General features: G+C 67.1%; 8 protein-coding genes. 7 read left to right on the forward strand and 1 reads right to left on the reverse strand.

Features of this window, described 5'->3' with window-relative positions; genetic code table 11:
* Window positions 1–220 precede the first annotated feature (220 nt).
* The 7 genes from ACK4R0_RS05170 to ribB all read left to right on the forward strand — a co-directional run bounded on the left by ACK4R0_RS05170 (window position 221) and on the right by ribB (window position 16,351).
* The gene (locus tag ACK4R0_RS05170) at window positions 221–1,882 is read left to right on the forward strand and encodes a ShlB/FhaC/HecB family hemolysin secretion/activation protein (RefSeq protein ID WP_409671262.1); all 1,662 of its coding nucleotides are present in this window, start codon (window positions 221–223) and stop codon (window positions 1,880–1,882) included.
* Window positions 1,882–9,867: a beta strand repeat-containing protein gene (locus ACK4R0_RS05175; protein WP_409671265.1), complete on the forward strand. Its 7,986-nt coding sequence runs from the start codon at window positions 1,882–1,884 to the stop codon at window positions 9,865–9,867. Before ACK4R0_RS05170 ends, ACK4R0_RS05175 begins: the two co-directional genes overlap by 1 nt.
* Window positions 9,864–12,962 carry a CHAT domain-containing protein gene (locus tag ACK4R0_RS05180; protein ID WP_409671268.1) on the forward strand — a complete coding sequence of 1,033 codons (3,099 nt, stop codon included), beginning with the start codon at window positions 9,864–9,866 and terminating at the stop codon, window positions 12,960–12,962. Before ACK4R0_RS05175 ends, ACK4R0_RS05180 begins: the two co-directional genes overlap by 4 nt.
* Before the next feature lie 62 nt (window positions 12,963–13,024).
* A complete protein-coding gene (locus ACK4R0_RS05185; RefSeq protein ID WP_409671271.1) occupies window positions 13,025–13,375 on the forward strand; it encodes a hypothetical protein in 351 nt (116 codons plus the stop codon).
* A 29-nt stretch (window positions 13,376–13,404) separates the two neighbouring features.
* Window positions 13,405–14,355, forward strand: coding sequence for a bifunctional diaminohydroxyphosphoribosylaminopyrimidine deaminase/5-amino-6-(5-phosphoribosylamino)uracil reductase RibD (gene ribD, locus ACK4R0_RS05190; protein ID WP_409671626.1), 951 nt, complete (start codon window positions 13,405–13,407; stop codon window positions 14,353–14,355).
* Window positions 14,356–14,394: 39 nt separating this feature from the next.
* Window positions 14,395–15,009: a riboflavin synthase gene (locus ACK4R0_RS05195; RefSeq protein ID WP_409671274.1), complete on the forward strand. Its 615-nt coding sequence runs from the start codon at window positions 14,395–14,397 to the stop codon at window positions 15,007–15,009.
* A gap of 58 nt (window positions 15,010–15,067) precedes the next feature.
* Window positions 15,068–16,351: a 3,4-dihydroxy-2-butanone-4-phosphate synthase gene (gene ribB / locus ACK4R0_RS05200; protein ID WP_409671277.1), complete on the forward strand. Its 1,284-nt coding sequence runs from the start codon at window positions 15,068–15,070 to the stop codon at window positions 16,349–16,351.
* A gap of 21 nt (window positions 16,352–16,372) precedes the next feature.
* Here ribB and ACK4R0_RS05205 read toward each other — a convergent pair whose 3' ends face one another.
* Window positions 16,373–16,726: a HesB/IscA family protein gene (locus tag ACK4R0_RS05205; protein WP_409671280.1), complete on the reverse strand. Its 354-nt coding sequence runs from the start codon at window positions 16,724–16,726 to the stop codon at window positions 16,373–16,375.
* Window positions 16,727–16,910 lie beyond the last annotated feature (184 nt).

Genomic DNA, 16,910 nt, shown 5'->3' on the forward strand with positions numbered 1-16,910 from the left:
TCGCCCGAGGTCGCCCCGGATTGCAGAAGCGGAAGAACCGCTTCGCGTTCCGCTACTCGGTTCAGGGTACTGCGGCCCCAGCCAAACTCCCCTGCTACTGCAATGGTTAAAGGGGGTAACTTTGGCGACGCGCAACACTCGCACGAAACAGTTTTTTTTGGGCACCGCCGTGTTTGCAGGGCTGTTTGGGGCGACCGCGGGCCATGCCCAGCAAGTCAACGTGCCGTCTCCCCCCACCCGCGAGGAAATCGAGCGCCCGGTGCAACCGCGCGCCGACCGTCCTTCCCGGCTGACGGTCGAAGGCGATATCGAACGCGCACCCTGCCCGCTTGCCGACCCGGCCTATGCCAATGTCCGGCTGACGCTGAGCGAGGCGCGGTTCAACAATCTGGGGCCCGTGGCGCCCGCCGATCTGCGTCCGCTGTACGAACAGTATATCGGCACCGAGCAGCCGGTCGCCATATTGTGCGAGATCCGCGATGCGGTCGCGACCAAATTGCGCCGCGATGGCTATATCGCCGCGGTCCAGGTGCCGACCCAGCGGATCGACAACGGCATCGTCCAGTTCGAGGTGCTCTACGCCAGGCTGACGTCGATCCGCGTGCGCGGCGATGCCGGCAATGGCGAGAAGCTGGTCGCGAGCTATCTCGAGCGGCTGACCACGGGCGAGGTGTTCAACCAGAAGCTCGCCGAGCGCTATCTGCTGCTCGCCCGCGATCTGCCCGGTTATGACATCCGGCTGACCCTGGTTCCCGCAGGCACCGGTCCTGGCGAACTGATCGGCGACGTGACCGTGCGCCGCACGGCCTATGAGGTCGATCTCAACGTCCAGAACATGGCCGCGCGCGATGCGGGGCCTTATGGCGCACAACTGCGGGCGCAGTTCTACGGCCTCACCGGCATGGGCGACCGCACCTATATCTCGGCCTATTCGACGCTCGACTTCGAAGAGCAGCAGATCCTCCAGGCAGGCCACGAATTCCGCGTCGGACAGGAAGGGCTCACGCTTGGCGGGCGGTTCACTTATGCCTGGACCAAGCCGAACATCAGCCTGCCGGCGGGCGCAACCGCGAGCATCGACGCGACCACTCTGCTCGCCAGCATCGAAGCGCGCTATCCGGTGCTGCGTAGCCAGGCGGCGTCGGTCTACAGCACCATCGGCCTCGATTACGTCGACCAGGACATCGATTTCATCGTGCCGCTGTCGAAAGACCGCATCCGCGTCGCCTATGCGCAGCTGGCCGGAGAAGCGATCGACATGGCCAACGGCGCTGCGCCGCGCTGGCGGCTGGGCGGACAGATCGAGCTGCGCCAGGGCCTCGACATCCTGGGCGCCAGCGATCCGTGCAACTTCATCTGCGCGCTGGTCCGCACGCCGACGACGCGCGCCGATGGCGACCCGACATCGACATTGATCCGCGGCGAGATCGCCGCCGAAGCCGCATTGGGCGACCGGTTCTCGGTGTTCGTGCGCGGACGCGGGCAGATCGCCTTCGACCCGGTGCTCAGCTTCGAGGAGTTTTCAGGCGGCAACTTCACCATCGGTCGCGGCTATGATCCCGGCGTGATCGTCGGCGACGATGGCGCGGGCTTTTCGGTCGAGCTGCGCGGTCCGCAGATTGCGCCGATCAGCGAGACCGATTTCTCGTTCCAGCCCTTCGTGTTCATGGATGTCGCCTGGACCTGGGACGATGGCCGCCCCGGTGATCCGCAGCGGCTCAGCTCGGTCGGCGGCGGCGTGCGCGCGCGGCTCAGCGACCGGTTCCGGCTCGACCTGACCGTGGCGGTACCCACCGAACGCGCCGGCCTGCTGGTCGATACGCCCGATCCGCGCATCCTGTTCACCCTCACCACCTTGCTTTTGCCCTGGGGAGCCCGCTGATGGCTTATGACCGCACAATCATCGCCCGCCGGATCACGCTTGCCAAGGCGACATCGGCAATCGCGCTGGCCACGGGCTTGGCGCTGGGGGCATCCGGGCCGGCCATTGCGCAATCCTCGGGCGCCTTCGAGGGCAACCCCACGGTCGTTTCGGGCAGTGTGAGCATCAACCGGTCGCCCGGCACCGACAACATCCAGATCGATACTGACCAGGCGGTGATCAACTGGACCACCAACGATACCGCGCTGACGGGTCCGCCGATCAACTTCCTGCCCAGCGGGCGCACGGCGTTCTTCCGCAACAACCCGTCCGCGCAGAACTTCTTCACCGTCCTCAACCGCATCATTCCCACAGGCACCGGCCGCTCGGTGCAGCTCAACGGCACCGTCATCAGCCAGCTGCAGACCGCCTCGGGCCTGGTTTCGGGTGGCAATGTCTGGTTCTACAGCCCGGGCGGGATCGTGGTGAACTCGACCGCAGTGATCGACGTCGGCGGATTGCTGCTGACCAGTTCCGATCCGGTGCGCGACGGCGCGGGCAATTTCATCAACGCCTCCGGCGCGTTCACGCTTGGCCCATCGGCATCGGCCTCCTCGGTCATCGTCCAGCCCGGCGCGCAGATCCGGGCGACGCCGGAAAACAGCTATGTCGCGATGATCGCGCCAACCGTGCTGCAGGCCGGCAACGTCAACGTCAACGGATCGGCGCTGTATGTCGGCGCCGAGGCAGCGACCATCACCTTTGGCGGCAACGGCCTGTTCGACATCCAGGTAACGACGGGAACCAACGGCACCGGCGGCGTTGCGGTGGGCCATGGCGGCGTGACCACCGGCCCTGCCAGCACCGGCGCGGGTGACAACCACCGCATCTACATGGTGGCGGTGCCCAAGAACAACGCGATCACCCTGGCGCTGTCGGGCGGCAGCCTGGGCTTCGATGTCGCAGGCGCAGCCAATGTCGTCGGCAACTCGATCATCCTGTCGGCCGGTTATGACGTCTTCGGCGATTTCATCGATACCAGCGCACCGGTCAATCCGGGCCAGCAGGCCAACATCTCGATAGCGTCGGGCGCGGTAACCTCGGCGATCAACGCCGCAGCCTCGTTCAACTCCAATGTCAGCGTCGGCAGCGGCACGCTCAGCATGGCGAGCGATGCCCGCTTCTACGGCAACAACCAGTCCACCGTCACCGCATTTGGCACAGGGAGCATCCTGGTCGGCGGCGACCTGACCGTGTCTTCGGACCGGTTCGCCCAGAGCGAAGGCCAGAATGTCGTGGGCGGCAACGCCCAGCTTTATGCCCAGGCCGGCGGATCGATCGTCGTCAACGGCAGCGCCTTCGTCACCGCCAACGGCTTTGGCGGAGGCAGCAGCGCGTCGGGCGCGGTCGGATCGGGCACCGGCGGCCTCGCCGATGTGCGCTCGTTCGGCAACTCGCTGCTTCAGATCGGCGGCGACCTGATCGTCAGCGCCGATGGCTTTGCAGGAGAGGGCGAGACCGGCGCGGGAAGCAACGCTGGCATCGGCGGCACGGTGATCATCGCTTCCGGCCGCAACGCCACGGTCGACAACAACTCCACTATGCTCGTGAACGGCGATCTGTTCGCCACCGCCAACGGTTATGGCAGCAGCAACTTCGGCGCTGGCGTCGCGGGGCTCGGCCGGGGTGGATCGATCCAGATCGAGTCGGGCTCGAGCACCGGAATCGCCAGCAGCAACAACGTGATGACCATCAACGGCAGCATCCTCAGCAGTGCCGACGGGTTTGGCGGCAGTGCGTTCAACGACGGGATCGGCGGCGCGGGCATCGGCGGTCTAAGCAGCATCAATGCAGGCGTCGGCGGCAGGGTCAACGTCGCGGGCCAGGTGGCCGTCACCAGCTTCGGCTTCGGCGGCAATGCCGACGACGGAGCCGGCAACGGTGGCGCAGGCAGTGGCGGTTCTTCGTTCGTGCAGATTTTCGGCTCGGGCGGTGTGCTCAACTTCGGTTCGGACCTGCTGTTGCAGGCGACCGGGGTCGGCGGGCGGAGCGGCTTCGGCGCAACCGCACTGGGCGGGCTGGGCACGGGTGGCCAGGCGCAGATCGCATTGTCTTCCATCCAGACCGGCGGGGCCATCACGGTCCAGGGGCTGACCAAACTCGACGCCCTGGGCATCGGCGGCGAGGGCACGACCGGTGGCAACGGCCAGGGTGGCACCCAGGGCAGTAGCGGCGGCGCGTACATCACCGCCAATGGCGCGGGCAATATCGCGCTAAATGGCGGGGTGCAAATGTCCTCGGGCGGCATCGGCGGCGCCGCCGTTGAGGCAGGCATCGGCGGATCGGGCAACGGCACCGGCGGCAGCACGCAGATCGTGGCGGCCGCTGCGGGCGCCAACATCAACATCACCGGGCTGGTCAACATCGATGCCAACGGCACCGTGTTCGGTTCTGCGCTGACCGGCATCGATGGCGGCAACGGCACGGGCGGCAACGCCTCGATCTCGCAGAGTTCGGGCGGCGCGATCACCATCACCGGCGACGCCCTGGTCCAGGCGTTGGGAATTGGCGCTGCCAATTACGGCGGTGGCGATGGCATTGCGGGCAACGGCACCGGCGGCGATGCACGCATCGCGGTCAACGATCTCGCCATCACGATCACCGGCAAGGCAACCGTCGATGCCAGCGGCTTTGGCGGCGCCAATCTGGGCGGCATCCGCGGCGGCAACGGCGTCGGCGGCCTGGCCAATCTGGGCGCGGCGGTCGGCACGCTGGCCATCGGCGGCGACGGCGTCGTCCGCGCCTCTGGCCTTGGCGGCGATTCCTTCACCCCCGGATCGGGTGGCACCGGCACCGGCGGCCAGGCGCTGATCGGCACGGTGACATCGACCGCGCTGATCCAGATCGCAGGGCTGGTCGATGTCACCGCCAATGGCGAGGGCGGCGATGGCTCGGGCAGCACCGGCGCAGGCGGTTCGGCGACCGGCGGCACAGCGCAGCTGTTCGCGCAAAGCGGCAGGGTCAACGTCACCGGCACCAGCTTCCTCAGCGCTTCGGCCTTTGGCGGCAACGGCATCGCCAATGCAGCAGGTGGCGCGGCGCAGGGCGGCAATGCCAGCATCATCTCGTTGGGGGATGGCCAGATCGCGCTGGGCGACAGCGCGTTCCTGGCAGCGTTCGCCGGCGCGGGCAGCAGCGCGGGCGGGAGCGGCAACACCGGCACCGCCACCGGCGGCAATGCCACCATCCAGGCACAGTCCGCGGGCAGCTCGGTCACGGTGAACGGCAGCTTCTTTGCCGATGCGTCCGCGATCGGCGGGTCCAGCGGAACGGGACTGATCGGGCTGGCAACCGGCGGCGTGGCGTCCGCCACGGCGCAATCGGGCCTGTTGCAGATCAACGGCAACGTCACGCTGGATGGCTCGGCCACCGGCGGCGATTCGACCTTTTCGGGCATCGGCGGCGCAGCCACCGGGGGCCGGACGTTGATGGTGGTGTTCGGCAGCGGCGGCGGCACGGCCAGTGCGACCGGGTCGATGATCCAGCGGGTCAACGGCATCGGCGGCAATGCCAATGTCGGCGCCGGGGGCGTGGGCACCGGAGGTCTGGCGGAATTCGGGACGCTGGGCGTCGTGGGCACCGTGACGGTGGGCGGCGACGCCGAACTGCTGGCCAACGGCTTTGGCGGCACGGCCTTTGTTGCAGGCAACGGCGGCGATGGCATCGGCGGCGAGGCGCGCGCAGGCGTCAACGGCGCGACGCTGCGCGGGGGCAATATTATTCTGGGCGCGGGCGGTTTTGGTGGCAACGCCACGGCCGGGGGCTCTGGCGGCAACGGCACCGGCGGCATCGCCTCGCTGATCGCGGGCAGCGGCCCGGTAACCGGGCTGGTCGATTTCGACTCCGTGCTCATCGACGTGTCAGGCATCGGCGGCATGGGCGGCGCGGGCACCAGCGGAGCCACCGGCGGCGCAGGCGGCAATGGCGGCACCGGCACCGGGGGCTCCGCGCTGCTTTTGGGCAGCGCGGGCAACGGGCAACTTGATGTGCTGGGCGTCCAGATGTTCGCCGACGGTATCGGCGGCGCAGGCGGCAGGGGTGGCACGGGCAGCGCAGGCCTGGGCGGCAATGGCGGCAGCGGCGGTGCAGGCAACGGCGGGGTGGTCCAGTTTGGCACCCAAAGCGGGACCGCGGCGCTGACCGTCAATGTCGGCTTTGCCGATACCGGAAACATCTTGGCAGCCGCACAGGGCTTTGGCGGCTCGGGCGGCGATGGCGGACTGGGCTCTTCCGGCGTCGGCAATGGCGGCAATGGCGGCCACGGCTTCGGCGGCCTCAGCCTGCTGACCGTGCGCGGATCACGCCTGACGGCGGGCGACATCACGATGGCGGTGGGCGGCGCAGGCGGGTTCGGTGGCAGCGGCGGCGTGCTGGGCGGCACCGGCGGCAACGGCACAGGCGGCGGCCTGGGCTTTGCGATTACCGACCGGTTCCAGATCCCGGCCAATCGCGGCCTGCTGCAGGCGGGCAATATCCTGGGCATTGCCACCGGCATCGGCGGCGCCGGTGCGGTGTCGGGCCTGGGCTATTACTCCACCGGCAACACTATCGAACTGCGCAATGCCGATGCCTCGGTAGGCAGCTTCGTGATCAATATCAGCGGCGATCTTCCCGATCCGCTGCTGCAGCGTGAAGACTCGATCCGGATCACCGACGGCACGTTCAACGCGGGCACCAGCTTCACCTATCTGACGCCCAATGCGCTGTCGGTGCTGATCGGCAACGCGTCGCTCAATGCCGATGCGGTAGGGCTGAGCGCGGGCACGTTCGTCGCCGATACCGTGATCGCGCCGACCAATCTGGGCACCATCACCACCAACGCGCTCGGGTTGTTCTCGAACAACGACCTGATCGTCTCGGCCAATCTGAACGTGGCGCAGGATATCGCGATAGCGGTTCCCGGAACGGTGACGCTGGGCAACATCGTCGGTGGCGGGGTCATCGGCGTCACCGCGTCCAACCTGACATTGGGCAACCTGGTGTCGGGCAACCACATCAACCTCACCTCGACCAGCGGGGCGATCACCGCAGGTTCGCTGTTCGCATCCAACTTCATCGCGATGACCGCGGCGAACGGCCTGACGCTGGGTATCGCCCAGACCGCCACCGGCTATATCGATCTGCTGGTGCTGTCGGGCGACATGAACGTCGGCACCCTGTCTGCCGGTGGCTATCTGGCGCTGGAAACCGCTGCGGGCAACATCACCGCCGGTGACCTCAACGCCGGCCAGGACATCGGCATCGAGGCGATCGGCTCGGTCACCTTCGGCAATGCCACCGCCGGCCTTGATCTGGGCGTGCTGGCGCTGGGCAACATCACCGGAGGCAATATCATCACCCAGGGCGCGCTGCCCGGATCCTTCTTTGGCGCCGGACTGATCAGCGGCGGCAACATCGCGCTCGGCTCGATCCAGTCGGCGCGCAACATCGGCATGATCGGGCTTGGCACCCTGACCACCGGCGCGCTGTCGACCGGGGAAAGCGTGGTGCTGCTGGTGGATGGCGACATCCAGATCAATGGCGGCGTGACGACAGGCACGGGCATCGGCCGCAACTTCTACATCGGCAATTCGTCGATGTCGGCGCTGCTCGATGGGGGAGGCTTTGGCAACACCGGGGGCAATACTTCGTTCGTCGGCGGCGATCCGGCGCCGATCTTCGCATCCAACCCGGTGCGGACGCTCGGCAGCCTGACGGTCAACGGCCCGATCCAGACATACAACTTCGTGGCAGGGCTGGGCACCGGCTTCACCGCTGGCGGCCCGATCACCGCTGCGGGCGGACGCGTGGCGATCACCGCCACCAGCATCGCTGCGCAGGCGATCAATTCCACCCTGGGCACCGCGCTCAACGCCACCAACGGCAGCATAACCGCAGGCAACATCACCGCAGGCGGTGCCATCACCATGGCGGCAAATGCGGGCGGCCTGAATTTCGGCACGCTGAGCTCCGGCGCCAACACGCAGCTGTTGGCCACCGGATCGGTCATCGGCGGCGACATCACGTCGGGCAGCTCGATCGGAACGGTCGTCGGCGGCAACCTCACTTTGGGCAACCTGCGCACCACCGGACCTGGCGTCGCGACCAGCGGCTTCGGCATCAGCATGGGGGCCGCTGGCGCGATAACCACCGGGACGATCGACAGCTTCGGGTCGGTGGTGTTCGGGCTGGACGATGGCCAGGGCATCGTCGCCAACGCGCTGAGCATCACCAGCGGTGCGATCACTGCGGGCGGCGGCGTGCTGTTGCGCAGCACCGAGGGGCTTGCCACGGGTGCGATTTCCTCGACCGCCGATATCCGCGTGCGCGGCGGAAACGTGACACTCGGAGCGCTCAATGCCGGCACCGCCGTATTGGCGGCGGCGACGACGGGCAGCCTGACCACCGGCAATATCACCGCCGGCACATCGGCGCTGCTGCTCGCGGGCCAGTCGGTCAGCACCGGATCGATCACCACGGGCGCCACCGGCGTCACGCTGATCACCAACAGTTCGGCGATTTCGTCCACCGGGCTTGTCTCGATCATCGATCTCGACGCGCTGATGGCCGGCACGCCCTCGCCCGTGGGCGGAAGCGTCTCGATCGGCGGGCCGGTCGTCACCGGCACGCTGCAGTCTGCCTCCAGCGGCAGCTTCTCGGCCAGCGGCGCGATCACCGCAGCATCGCGGATCACGATCAACACCGGCGGCACCGCGGTCTTCGGCGGGCTGGCGGCAGCGCCCACCATCGCGATCAGCTCGGGCGACATCGCGTTCTCGCAAGGCGGCGGCCTTGGCAACGCCAGCACCGGCACACTGACGCTGACCGCCAACCGCAGCGGACCGGTGATCATCGGCGGCAGCGGCGACAGCCAGGGCAGCAGCGGCGCCTACACGCTCGATGGCAGCGAGATTGCGCGCATCCGGGCGCAGAACATCGTGATCAACGCGCCCAACGTTTCCTCCTCGGGCACCGGCGTGGAAATCCGCGCGCTGACGATGAACGGATCGGCTGCCGCCAGCGGGGTCAACCTCAACGGATCGGAAGGCAGCCTGACGATCAACACCGGCGGCACCATCCGGGTCAACGGCAACGCCATCTTCAATGCGATGGCGCCCACCAACCGGGTGGCGCTCAACGCCGGGCGGGTGGAAATCAATGCCGACACCGGCGGCATCTTCCTCAACGGCAGCTCGCCGGGCGGGGTGCTGTCGATCACCGCCAACAACATCCACATCGCTGGCGCATCCCTGCTCGAACGGCTGGCGGAGAACGTCAACTTCACCGGTCGCGACACCGCGCTTGGCGTGCCGATCGCGACATCGCGCCCCGATGGCGTGATCCAGGCATCGCGGCTGCAGTTCAACGTCGGCAATACGCTGCTGATCCAGAACACCGGCACCAGCCTGCTCAATGCCGGCTTCTTCGGCCGGGTCGGCAGCATCGAGATCGCTCCGAGGTCCTCGCAAAGCGCCTCGGGCGGGATCGACATGGTCATCTACGGCCAGTTGCTCGATACCGGCGACATCGTCCGCACCGGCAGTTCGGTGCGTGATCTGATCTTCCCGACATCGGGCAGCGCCGGGCAGGACAGCGGTGGCCCCAGCGGCTTCACCGCCAATTCGAGCGTCAACGGCTGCCTGCTCAACGCGGTCGGCTGCGGCAGCGGCGGCATCACCCAGGAAAGCCCGACGGTCGTGACCCACGCAGGACCGCCGCCGCAACAATCGTCCGAAGAGCGGCAGGCCGAACGCGAGCAGGAGGAGGCAGAAGCCGCCGCCGAACAGGCCGCACGCGGGGAAACCGCGCCGCGCCGCCCGATCATGCCGCCGGTCACCATCGTCAACACCCGCCGCCTGGGCGTCGAGCCAATCATCGACGAACCCGTGACCAGCGGCGGCAACCCCAATCTGCAGCTCGATCAGCCCATCACGGGGATTGCGCCCGAGACCGGAGGACAGCCATGATCCGCACCTCGTCCCTCACCGTCGTGCTCAGGCACGCGCTGGGCCGCACCGGGAGCACCGCGATGGCCCTTGTCCTGGGGTGTGCAGGCATGGTGAGCGGCCCCGCATTGGCCCAAAGCAGTGGCGCGATCGCGCTGCGCGACAGCTTCCGCGTCGGATCGGCAGGCGTTCTGTGCACCGCGCAATACCGCCCCGCCGATCCAGCACTGAGCAGCATGTTCGATCGCGGCTATCGCGTGGTGTGCCGCGATGCCGCCAGCCCGGTCGGCTCGCTCTATGCGCTGCGCGGCGGCGAGGGCGACCGGCTGGCGAGCTATCTGCAGGCCGCCGCCAGCCGGTTGAGCTGCGGCGAGCGGCAGACGACCGAGGTCGACAATGTCGGCGGCGCGACGGTAATCGAATGCCGCGATGCCAAGGCATCGGTCGATTATCGGCTGTATGCGGCGGTGCGCGGCGACACCGTCTACATCGCCGAGGGGCTGTCGGGCTATGATTCCGCGCTCAGGCTGGCGCTCGCCTCGCTGGTGACCGACCGGCCGGTGACCGGCGCAGTCGATGTCGCCACAACTAGCGTCAGCGATCCGGCCGCCTTCGCGCGCATCCAGGCGGGCACGCTGGACGAGGAATCGGCGCGCGCCGAGGCCTATATCCGCAACAATTACGGTGCCTATGCCGAATCGGCGGAGTTCTTCGAGACGCTGGCAGCGCGCGACCAGGGCGCGTCCGAGCGGACGGCGGAGTTCCTCGCCAACCAGGCGCTGCAGCAATCGAACATGGGCGATTTCGCCACCGCAGGCGCGCTGTTCGCGCGCGCCGAACGCATCGTGGCCTCGAGCGATGGCGTCACCCAGCGGATGATCCGCAATTTCCGTGCGATCGATGCGATCAACCAGCGCAATCCTGCAGCGGCGATCGCGTTCCTCGACCGCCCGGTGTCGATCGATACCGAACTGATCGGCGAGGCACGGCTGTCTCAGGGCGAGATCACCAAGATGCTCGCCGACAGGATCAACCGCGAAAATTCGGGGCTCAAGCGGCTCGGCGGAGTCGACAGCAGCCTCACCGGAACCGAGCGCGCCCAGATTCTCGACGGGCAGGCCTTGCTGCTGCGCGGATCGGCGCTGCGGCTTTCGGGGCAGAGTGCTGCCGCGCTGACCGCGCTGCAACAGGGCATCGACATGATCGTCGCGGTGCGCAACGGCCGCATCAGCTCGACCGGCTGGCTGCGCGCGGAAGTCGCGACCCAGCGCGCGCTGATCCAGGAATCGCAGGGTGACCTGGCCAATGCCCGCGCAGGGCTGACCGAAGCGCTCGACATCTACCGGCTCGATTATCCGCAATCGCCCGGACTGCTTGGCGCCAAGGCGCGGCTGGCGGCGTTTCTCGCGCGGCGCGGCGAAGCCGATGCCTCGATCGCGCTGTATGACGAGATCGTCGCCGAAGGCGAGGCCGTGCCCAGCGCGCGGGGGACGATGAAGGAAATGCTCGGCCCCTATTTCGCCCAATTGGCGGCGCGCGCCGACAGCGACCCATCGGTCGCCTCGCGGATGTTCAACGCCAGCCAGCTGCTGCAGCGGCCCGGCGTCGCGCAGACCCAGGCGGTGCTGGCGCGCGAACTGTCCGAAGGCAATGACGAGGCCTCCGCGCTGTTCCGCCTGACGGTGACCCGCACCCGCGAAATCTCGCGCACCAGCGCCGAGATCCAGCGGCTCGAGGCGCTGTCCGCACCGACCGCGGACGATGTCGCCGCACTCGCGCTCGCGCGCGAAACGCTGGCCAACCAGCAGAACGAGCAGACCGCGCTGCAATCGCGGCTGGGCCAGTATTCGCAGTACCGCGTACTGTCGCCGACATCGGTAACCCTGCCCGAACTGCAAAAGCTGCTGCGGCCCGGCGAAGGCTATTACAAGGTCAGCTTGGTCGGGCAGAAGGTCTATGGCCAGCTGATCACCGCCGATCGCGTCCGCACCGTCAGCATAGCGCTGACCCGCGCCGATATGGACACGTCGGTTGCCAAGCTGCGCGATTCGATCGTGGTGATCGAGAACGGCCAGCCGACCAACTATCCTTTCGATGTGGTCGAGGCAAAGGCGCTGTACGATTCGCTGTTCCCGGGTCTCCAGCAGGACCTCGCCGGGATCGAGCATCTGGTCTACGAGCCCGATGGCGCGCTGCTGCAGCTTCCGCCGGGGCTGCTCGTCGAAGACCAGAAAGGCGTCGACGCGTATCTCGAGCGCACCGCCGCGATCGATGCCGATCCGTTCGATTTCACCGGCATCGCCTGGTTCGGGCGCGACCGGCGGTTCTCGATCGCGGTGTCGCCGCGGTCGTTCGCCGATGTCCGCACCATTGCACCCGCGCAGGGCAAGCAGGCGTATCTCGGGCTGGGCCAGAATGCACCGCCACCCGAGCGCGTCACATTGGCCTCGGCCAGCCGTGCAGCCGATTGCGAATGGCCGGTCAACACCTGGCTCGACCCGATCTCGCCGTCCGAGCTGAAGCTGGCCCAAAGCGTGCTGGGTGCAGGCCGCGCCAACATTCTGACGCAGGGCGCGTTCAGCGACACGGCATTGCTGGCCCGCAGCGACCTCGATGATTATCGTATCCTGCACTTTGCGACTCATGGCCTGGTTACCGCACCGCGCCCCGAGTGCCCCGCGCGTCCGGCGCTGGTCACCTCGTTCGGCGACGCCGGCTCTGACGGGCTGCTGAGCTTCAAGGAGATTTTCGATCTCAAGCTCGATGCCGATCTGGTGATCCTCTCGGCCTGCGACACCGCAGGGCTCGCCACTGTCTCGGCCTCGCGCGAGGCGGGGATCGAGACCGGCGGCAATTTCGCGCTCGATGGTCTGGTGCGTGCGTTCGTCGGTGCAGGCGCGCGCTCGGTGCTGGCGAGCCACTGGCCGGTGCCCGACGATTTCAACGCGACGGAAAACCTGATCTCCGCCCTGTTCAAGGCCGATGCCGGCACCGCGATGAACGCCTCGCTGGCACAGGCGCAGCGCAAGGCGATGGACGATCCGCTGACTTCGCACCCTTATTACTGGGCGGCGTTCATCCTGCTGGGCGATGGCACCAAGCCGCTGGTCCAGTAGCAACGGCGCGCCGAAGCGAGCGATACTGGTCAAGACGGGCATAACTGCCTATCTTGGGCGCTATGGGATTCTTTCGTGACATTTCACCGATCCGCGCCGTGGGCGACCTCAAGACCTACTGGTTCGACCAGCAGGACCACAAATGGCGCTTCCTGCTGGCCTCGTTTGCGGCCACCAGCACCATCTTTGCGGCCTTTTTCAGCGAATCCGGGTTCGAGGTGCAGTGGAAACGCCCCGAGATCACCTGGGTGACCAGCCTCGACCCCGGACGGACCGATGCCCAGATCGCCGCGGAGAATGTCGCCAACCAGGCCGAAAAGGACAGGCTCGAAGCCGAGCGGATCGCGAAGGAGGAAGAGCGCAAGGCGCAATACCGCCGTCTGGCCGAACAGTTCGGCATGGACACCGAGTGATCGCAGGCCCCCGGTCTGACGCGGACTGGATGCACGCCGCGATCGCGCTGGCGCTGCGCGGACGTGCCTTGTCGAGCCCCAACCCTGCGGTAGGGTGCCTGCTGGTGCGCCATGGCCGCGTCATCGGGCGCGGCTGGACGCTGGCAGGTGGCAGGCCGCATGCCGAAGCGATGGCGCTGACCGCCGCAGGACAAGCCGCGCGCGGCACCACCGCCTATGTCACTCTCGAGCCCTGCGCACACCAGAGCCAGCGCGGCCCCGCTTGCGCCGATCTGCTGATTGCAGCGGGCGTGGCGCGCGTCGTCATCGGCACGCAGGACCCGGACCCGCGCACCAATGGCGAAGGCATCGCCCGGCTGGAGGCAGCGGGGATCGCCGTGCAGTCGGGCATCGCCGAAGCGTCGGCGCGGACGAGCCTTGCAGGCTTCGTCACCCGCCAGACTTTGGGCCGCCCGTTCGTCACGCTCAAGCTCGCGACCTCGCTCGACGGACAGATCGCGCTTGCCAATGGATCGAGCCAGTGGATCACCGGGCCGCAGGCGCGTGCGCATACCCATATCGAGCGCGCACACCACGATGCCATCCTCGTCGGCGGCGGCACCTATCGCGCCGATGCCCCGCGACTCGACGTGCGGCTGGCAGGGCTCGAGGCGCGCTCGCCGCGCCGCGTGCTGCTCAGCCGGATGGAAGATGCGCCGCCAGGGTGGAGCGCGATTGCCTCGCCGCACGACATCGGTACGCTCGAAGGCGTCGACTGGCTGATGGTCGAGGGCGGCGCCGAAACCGCTGCGGCTTTCCTCGCCATCGACAGCGTCGACCGCCTGCTGCTGTACCGCGCGCCGGTGTTGATCGGGCGCGGCAAGGCGGCGCTCGGCGATATCGGCCTCGACAGCCTTGCCGACGCGCACGGGCGCTGGCGGCTCGAAGGCACGCGGCTGCTTGGCAACGACCGCATGGAAAGCTACCAGCGGATACGCTGACCCGACCGCGCGCCGCTGCGGCCAACACACAGGACGACCATGTTCACAGGCATCATCACCGATATCGGCACCATCGATACCGTCGAACAGCGCGGCGATCTGCACGCGCGCATCCGCTGCGGCTATGACATGGACGGGGTGGCCATCGGCGCTTCGATCGCATGCTCGGGCGTATGCCTGACCGTGACGTCGAAGGGCGACGATTGGTTCACCGTCGATATCAGCGCCGAAACCGTGAGCAAGACCAGCGCCGGACGCTGGGCGCACGGCACCCGGCTGAACCTCGAACGCGCGCTGAAGATCGGCGACGAACTGGGCGGACACATCGTCACCGGGCATGTCGATGGCATCGGGCATGTGGTGGCGCGCGAAGCCGAGGGCGATTCGATCCGCTTCACCATCGGCGCGCCGCACGCGCTCGCGCCCTATCTTGCGACAAAGGGATCGATCACCGTCGAAGGCGTGTCGCTGACGGTCAATTCCCACGCCGATCAGCCCGATGGCAGCGTCCATTTCGGCCTCAACATCATCCCGCATACCTGGGAGGTGACCACTTTGGGCACGCTTCAGCCCGGCGATCCGGTCAATCTCGAGATCGACGTGCTCGCCCGCTATCTGATGCGAATGAACGAGGTGAAATCCATTTCAGTGTGATGGCATCTTTACGTTCCACATTGTAATGTGATATCGGGGTTTCCGAAGGGATATTCCGATGTCAGCACAGCTTATCGAACGTATCGTTGAAATCATCGAGGGTGGCACCGAAAGCCGCGCCGGGCTCGCCCGCGCCGCCGGGCTGCACGCCAACTCGCTGCGCAAGCTGGGCGAGCCCGACTGGAACCCCACCGCCGACACTTTGGGCAAACTGGAGCGCTATCTGTCCCGCGACCCGGCTGGCGTCATGGCCACCGCCGAGGAAATCATCAACGAGGCGCGCAACGGCCGCATGTACATTCTGGTCGATGACGAGGATCGCGAGAACGAGGGCGATCTGATCATCCCCGCGCAGATGGCGACCCCCGATGCGATCAACTTCATGGCCAAGCACGGCCGCGGCCTGATCTGCCTGGCGCTGACCAAGGACCGGGTCGAGCAGCTCGGCCTCAACCTGATGTCGCGGCACAACGGCACCCGGCACGAAACCGCGTTCACCGTCTCGATCGAAGCGCGCACCGGGGTGACCACGGGAATCAGCGCGGCGGATCGCTCGCGCACCGTCACCGTCGCGATCGATCCCAGCAAGGGGCCCGAGGAAATCGTTACCCCGGGTCACGTTTTCCCGCTGATGGCGCGCGACGGCGGCGTGCTGGTCCGCGCCGGACACACCGAGGCGGCGGTCGATGTCTCGCGGCTCGCCGGGCTCAACCCCTCGGGCGTGATCTGCGAGATCATGAACGACGATGGCACGATGGCGCGGCTCGACGACCTGATCGAGTTCGCGCACATCCACGGCATGAAGATCGGCACGATCCGCGACCTGATCGCCTATCGCCGCCGCCACGACCATCTGGTCGAAAAGCGCGCCGAAGTCCGCTTCACCAGCGAATTCGGCGGCGAGTGGAAGGCGATCGTCTTTTTCAACAAGGCCGAAAAGACCGAACAGATCGTACTGCAGAAGGGTCATGTCGATCCCGACACACCCACTCTGGTGCGGATGCACGTGCTCAATCCCTTTGCCGATATCTTCGGCGAGACCGGCGCGCGATCAGGTCTGCTCGAACGCGCGATGGAGATCATCGGCGCGGAAGGCTCAGGGCTGGTGGTGTTGCTCAACCGGCACGGGATCAACAGCCTGAGCCAGGCGATCCGGCTGAAGTCGGGCGAGCAGGTTCCCGATATGGAAGAGCTGCGCGATTATGGCATCGGCGCGCAGATCCTCACCGAAATGGGCGTACAGGACATGGAATTGCTGACCAATTCGCACCACAGCCTGGTCGGGCTCGACGGCTATGGCCTGTCGATCGTCGGCGAGCGTCCGATCACGCCCGAAGGGTAACGGATACCGCGCGCAGCTTGGTCAGACGGTGAAGCTCTCGCCGCAGCCGCACGATCCCTTGGCATTGGGATTGGCGAAAACGAAGCCAGCGGTGAAATCGTCCTCGACCCAGTCCATCACCGATCCGATCAGGTACAGCACCGAACCGCCATCGACATAGAACACCCCGCCGGGGGTCTCGATCTTCTCGTCGAACTTGACCTCCTCGGTGACGTAATCGACCGAATAGGCCAGCCCCGAACAGCCCCGGCGCGGCGTCGACAATTTGACCCCGATCGCACCTTCGGGCGCGGTCTGCATCAGATGCGCGATCCGTGCCTCGGCCGACGGGGTCAGCGTCAAGGCTGCAGGGCGGGTACGAGTGGTCGTCGTCATTGGCGTGGTCCTTCAACATTCCTTCTCCCCTTGAGGGAGAAGGTTACGTAGCCTTGCGGGCTTGCCCGCTAGGCGAAGTTGGATGAGGGGTGAGCGGCCCTTCAGGGCCGCGGGGGGGGGGGGGGGGCGCGCCCCCGCCCCCCCCCCCCCCCAAAAAAAAAAAAAAAAAAAGATAAGTAAAAAG

Source organism: Blastomonas sp., from assembly GCF_046294995.1.
Lineage (GTDB): Bacteria > Pseudomonadota > Alphaproteobacteria > Sphingomonadales > Sphingomonadaceae > Blastomonas.

Excerpts from the sequence above, each read along its gene's own strand:
- ACK4R0_RS05175 (WP_409671265.1), top strand. The coding sequence starts at position 1,882 with ATGGCTTATGACCGCACAATCATCGCCCGCCGGATCACGCTTGCCAAG.
- ACK4R0_RS05180 (WP_409671268.1), top strand. The coding sequence starts at position 9,864 with ATGATCCGCACCTCGTCCCTCACCGTCGTGCTCAGGCACGCGCTGGGC.
- ACK4R0_RS05185 (WP_409671271.1), top strand. The coding sequence starts at position 13,025 with ATGGGATTCTTTCGTGACATTTCACCGATCCGCGCCGTGGGCGACCTC.
- ACK4R0_RS05195 (WP_409671274.1), top strand. The coding sequence starts at position 14,395 with ATGTTCACAGGCATCATCACCGATATCGGCACCATCGATACCGTCGAA.
- ribD (WP_409671626.1), top strand. The coding sequence starts at position 13,405 with ATGCACGCCGCGATCGCGCTGGCGCTGCGCGGACGTGCCTTGTCGAGC.
- ACK4R0_RS05205 (WP_409671280.1), bottom strand. The coding sequence starts at position 16,726 with ATGACGACGACCACTCGTACCCGCCCTGCAGCCTTGACGCTGACCCCG.
- ribB (WP_409671277.1), top strand. The coding sequence starts at position 15,068 with ATGTCAGCACAGCTTATCGAACGTATCGTTGAAATCATCGAGGGTGGC.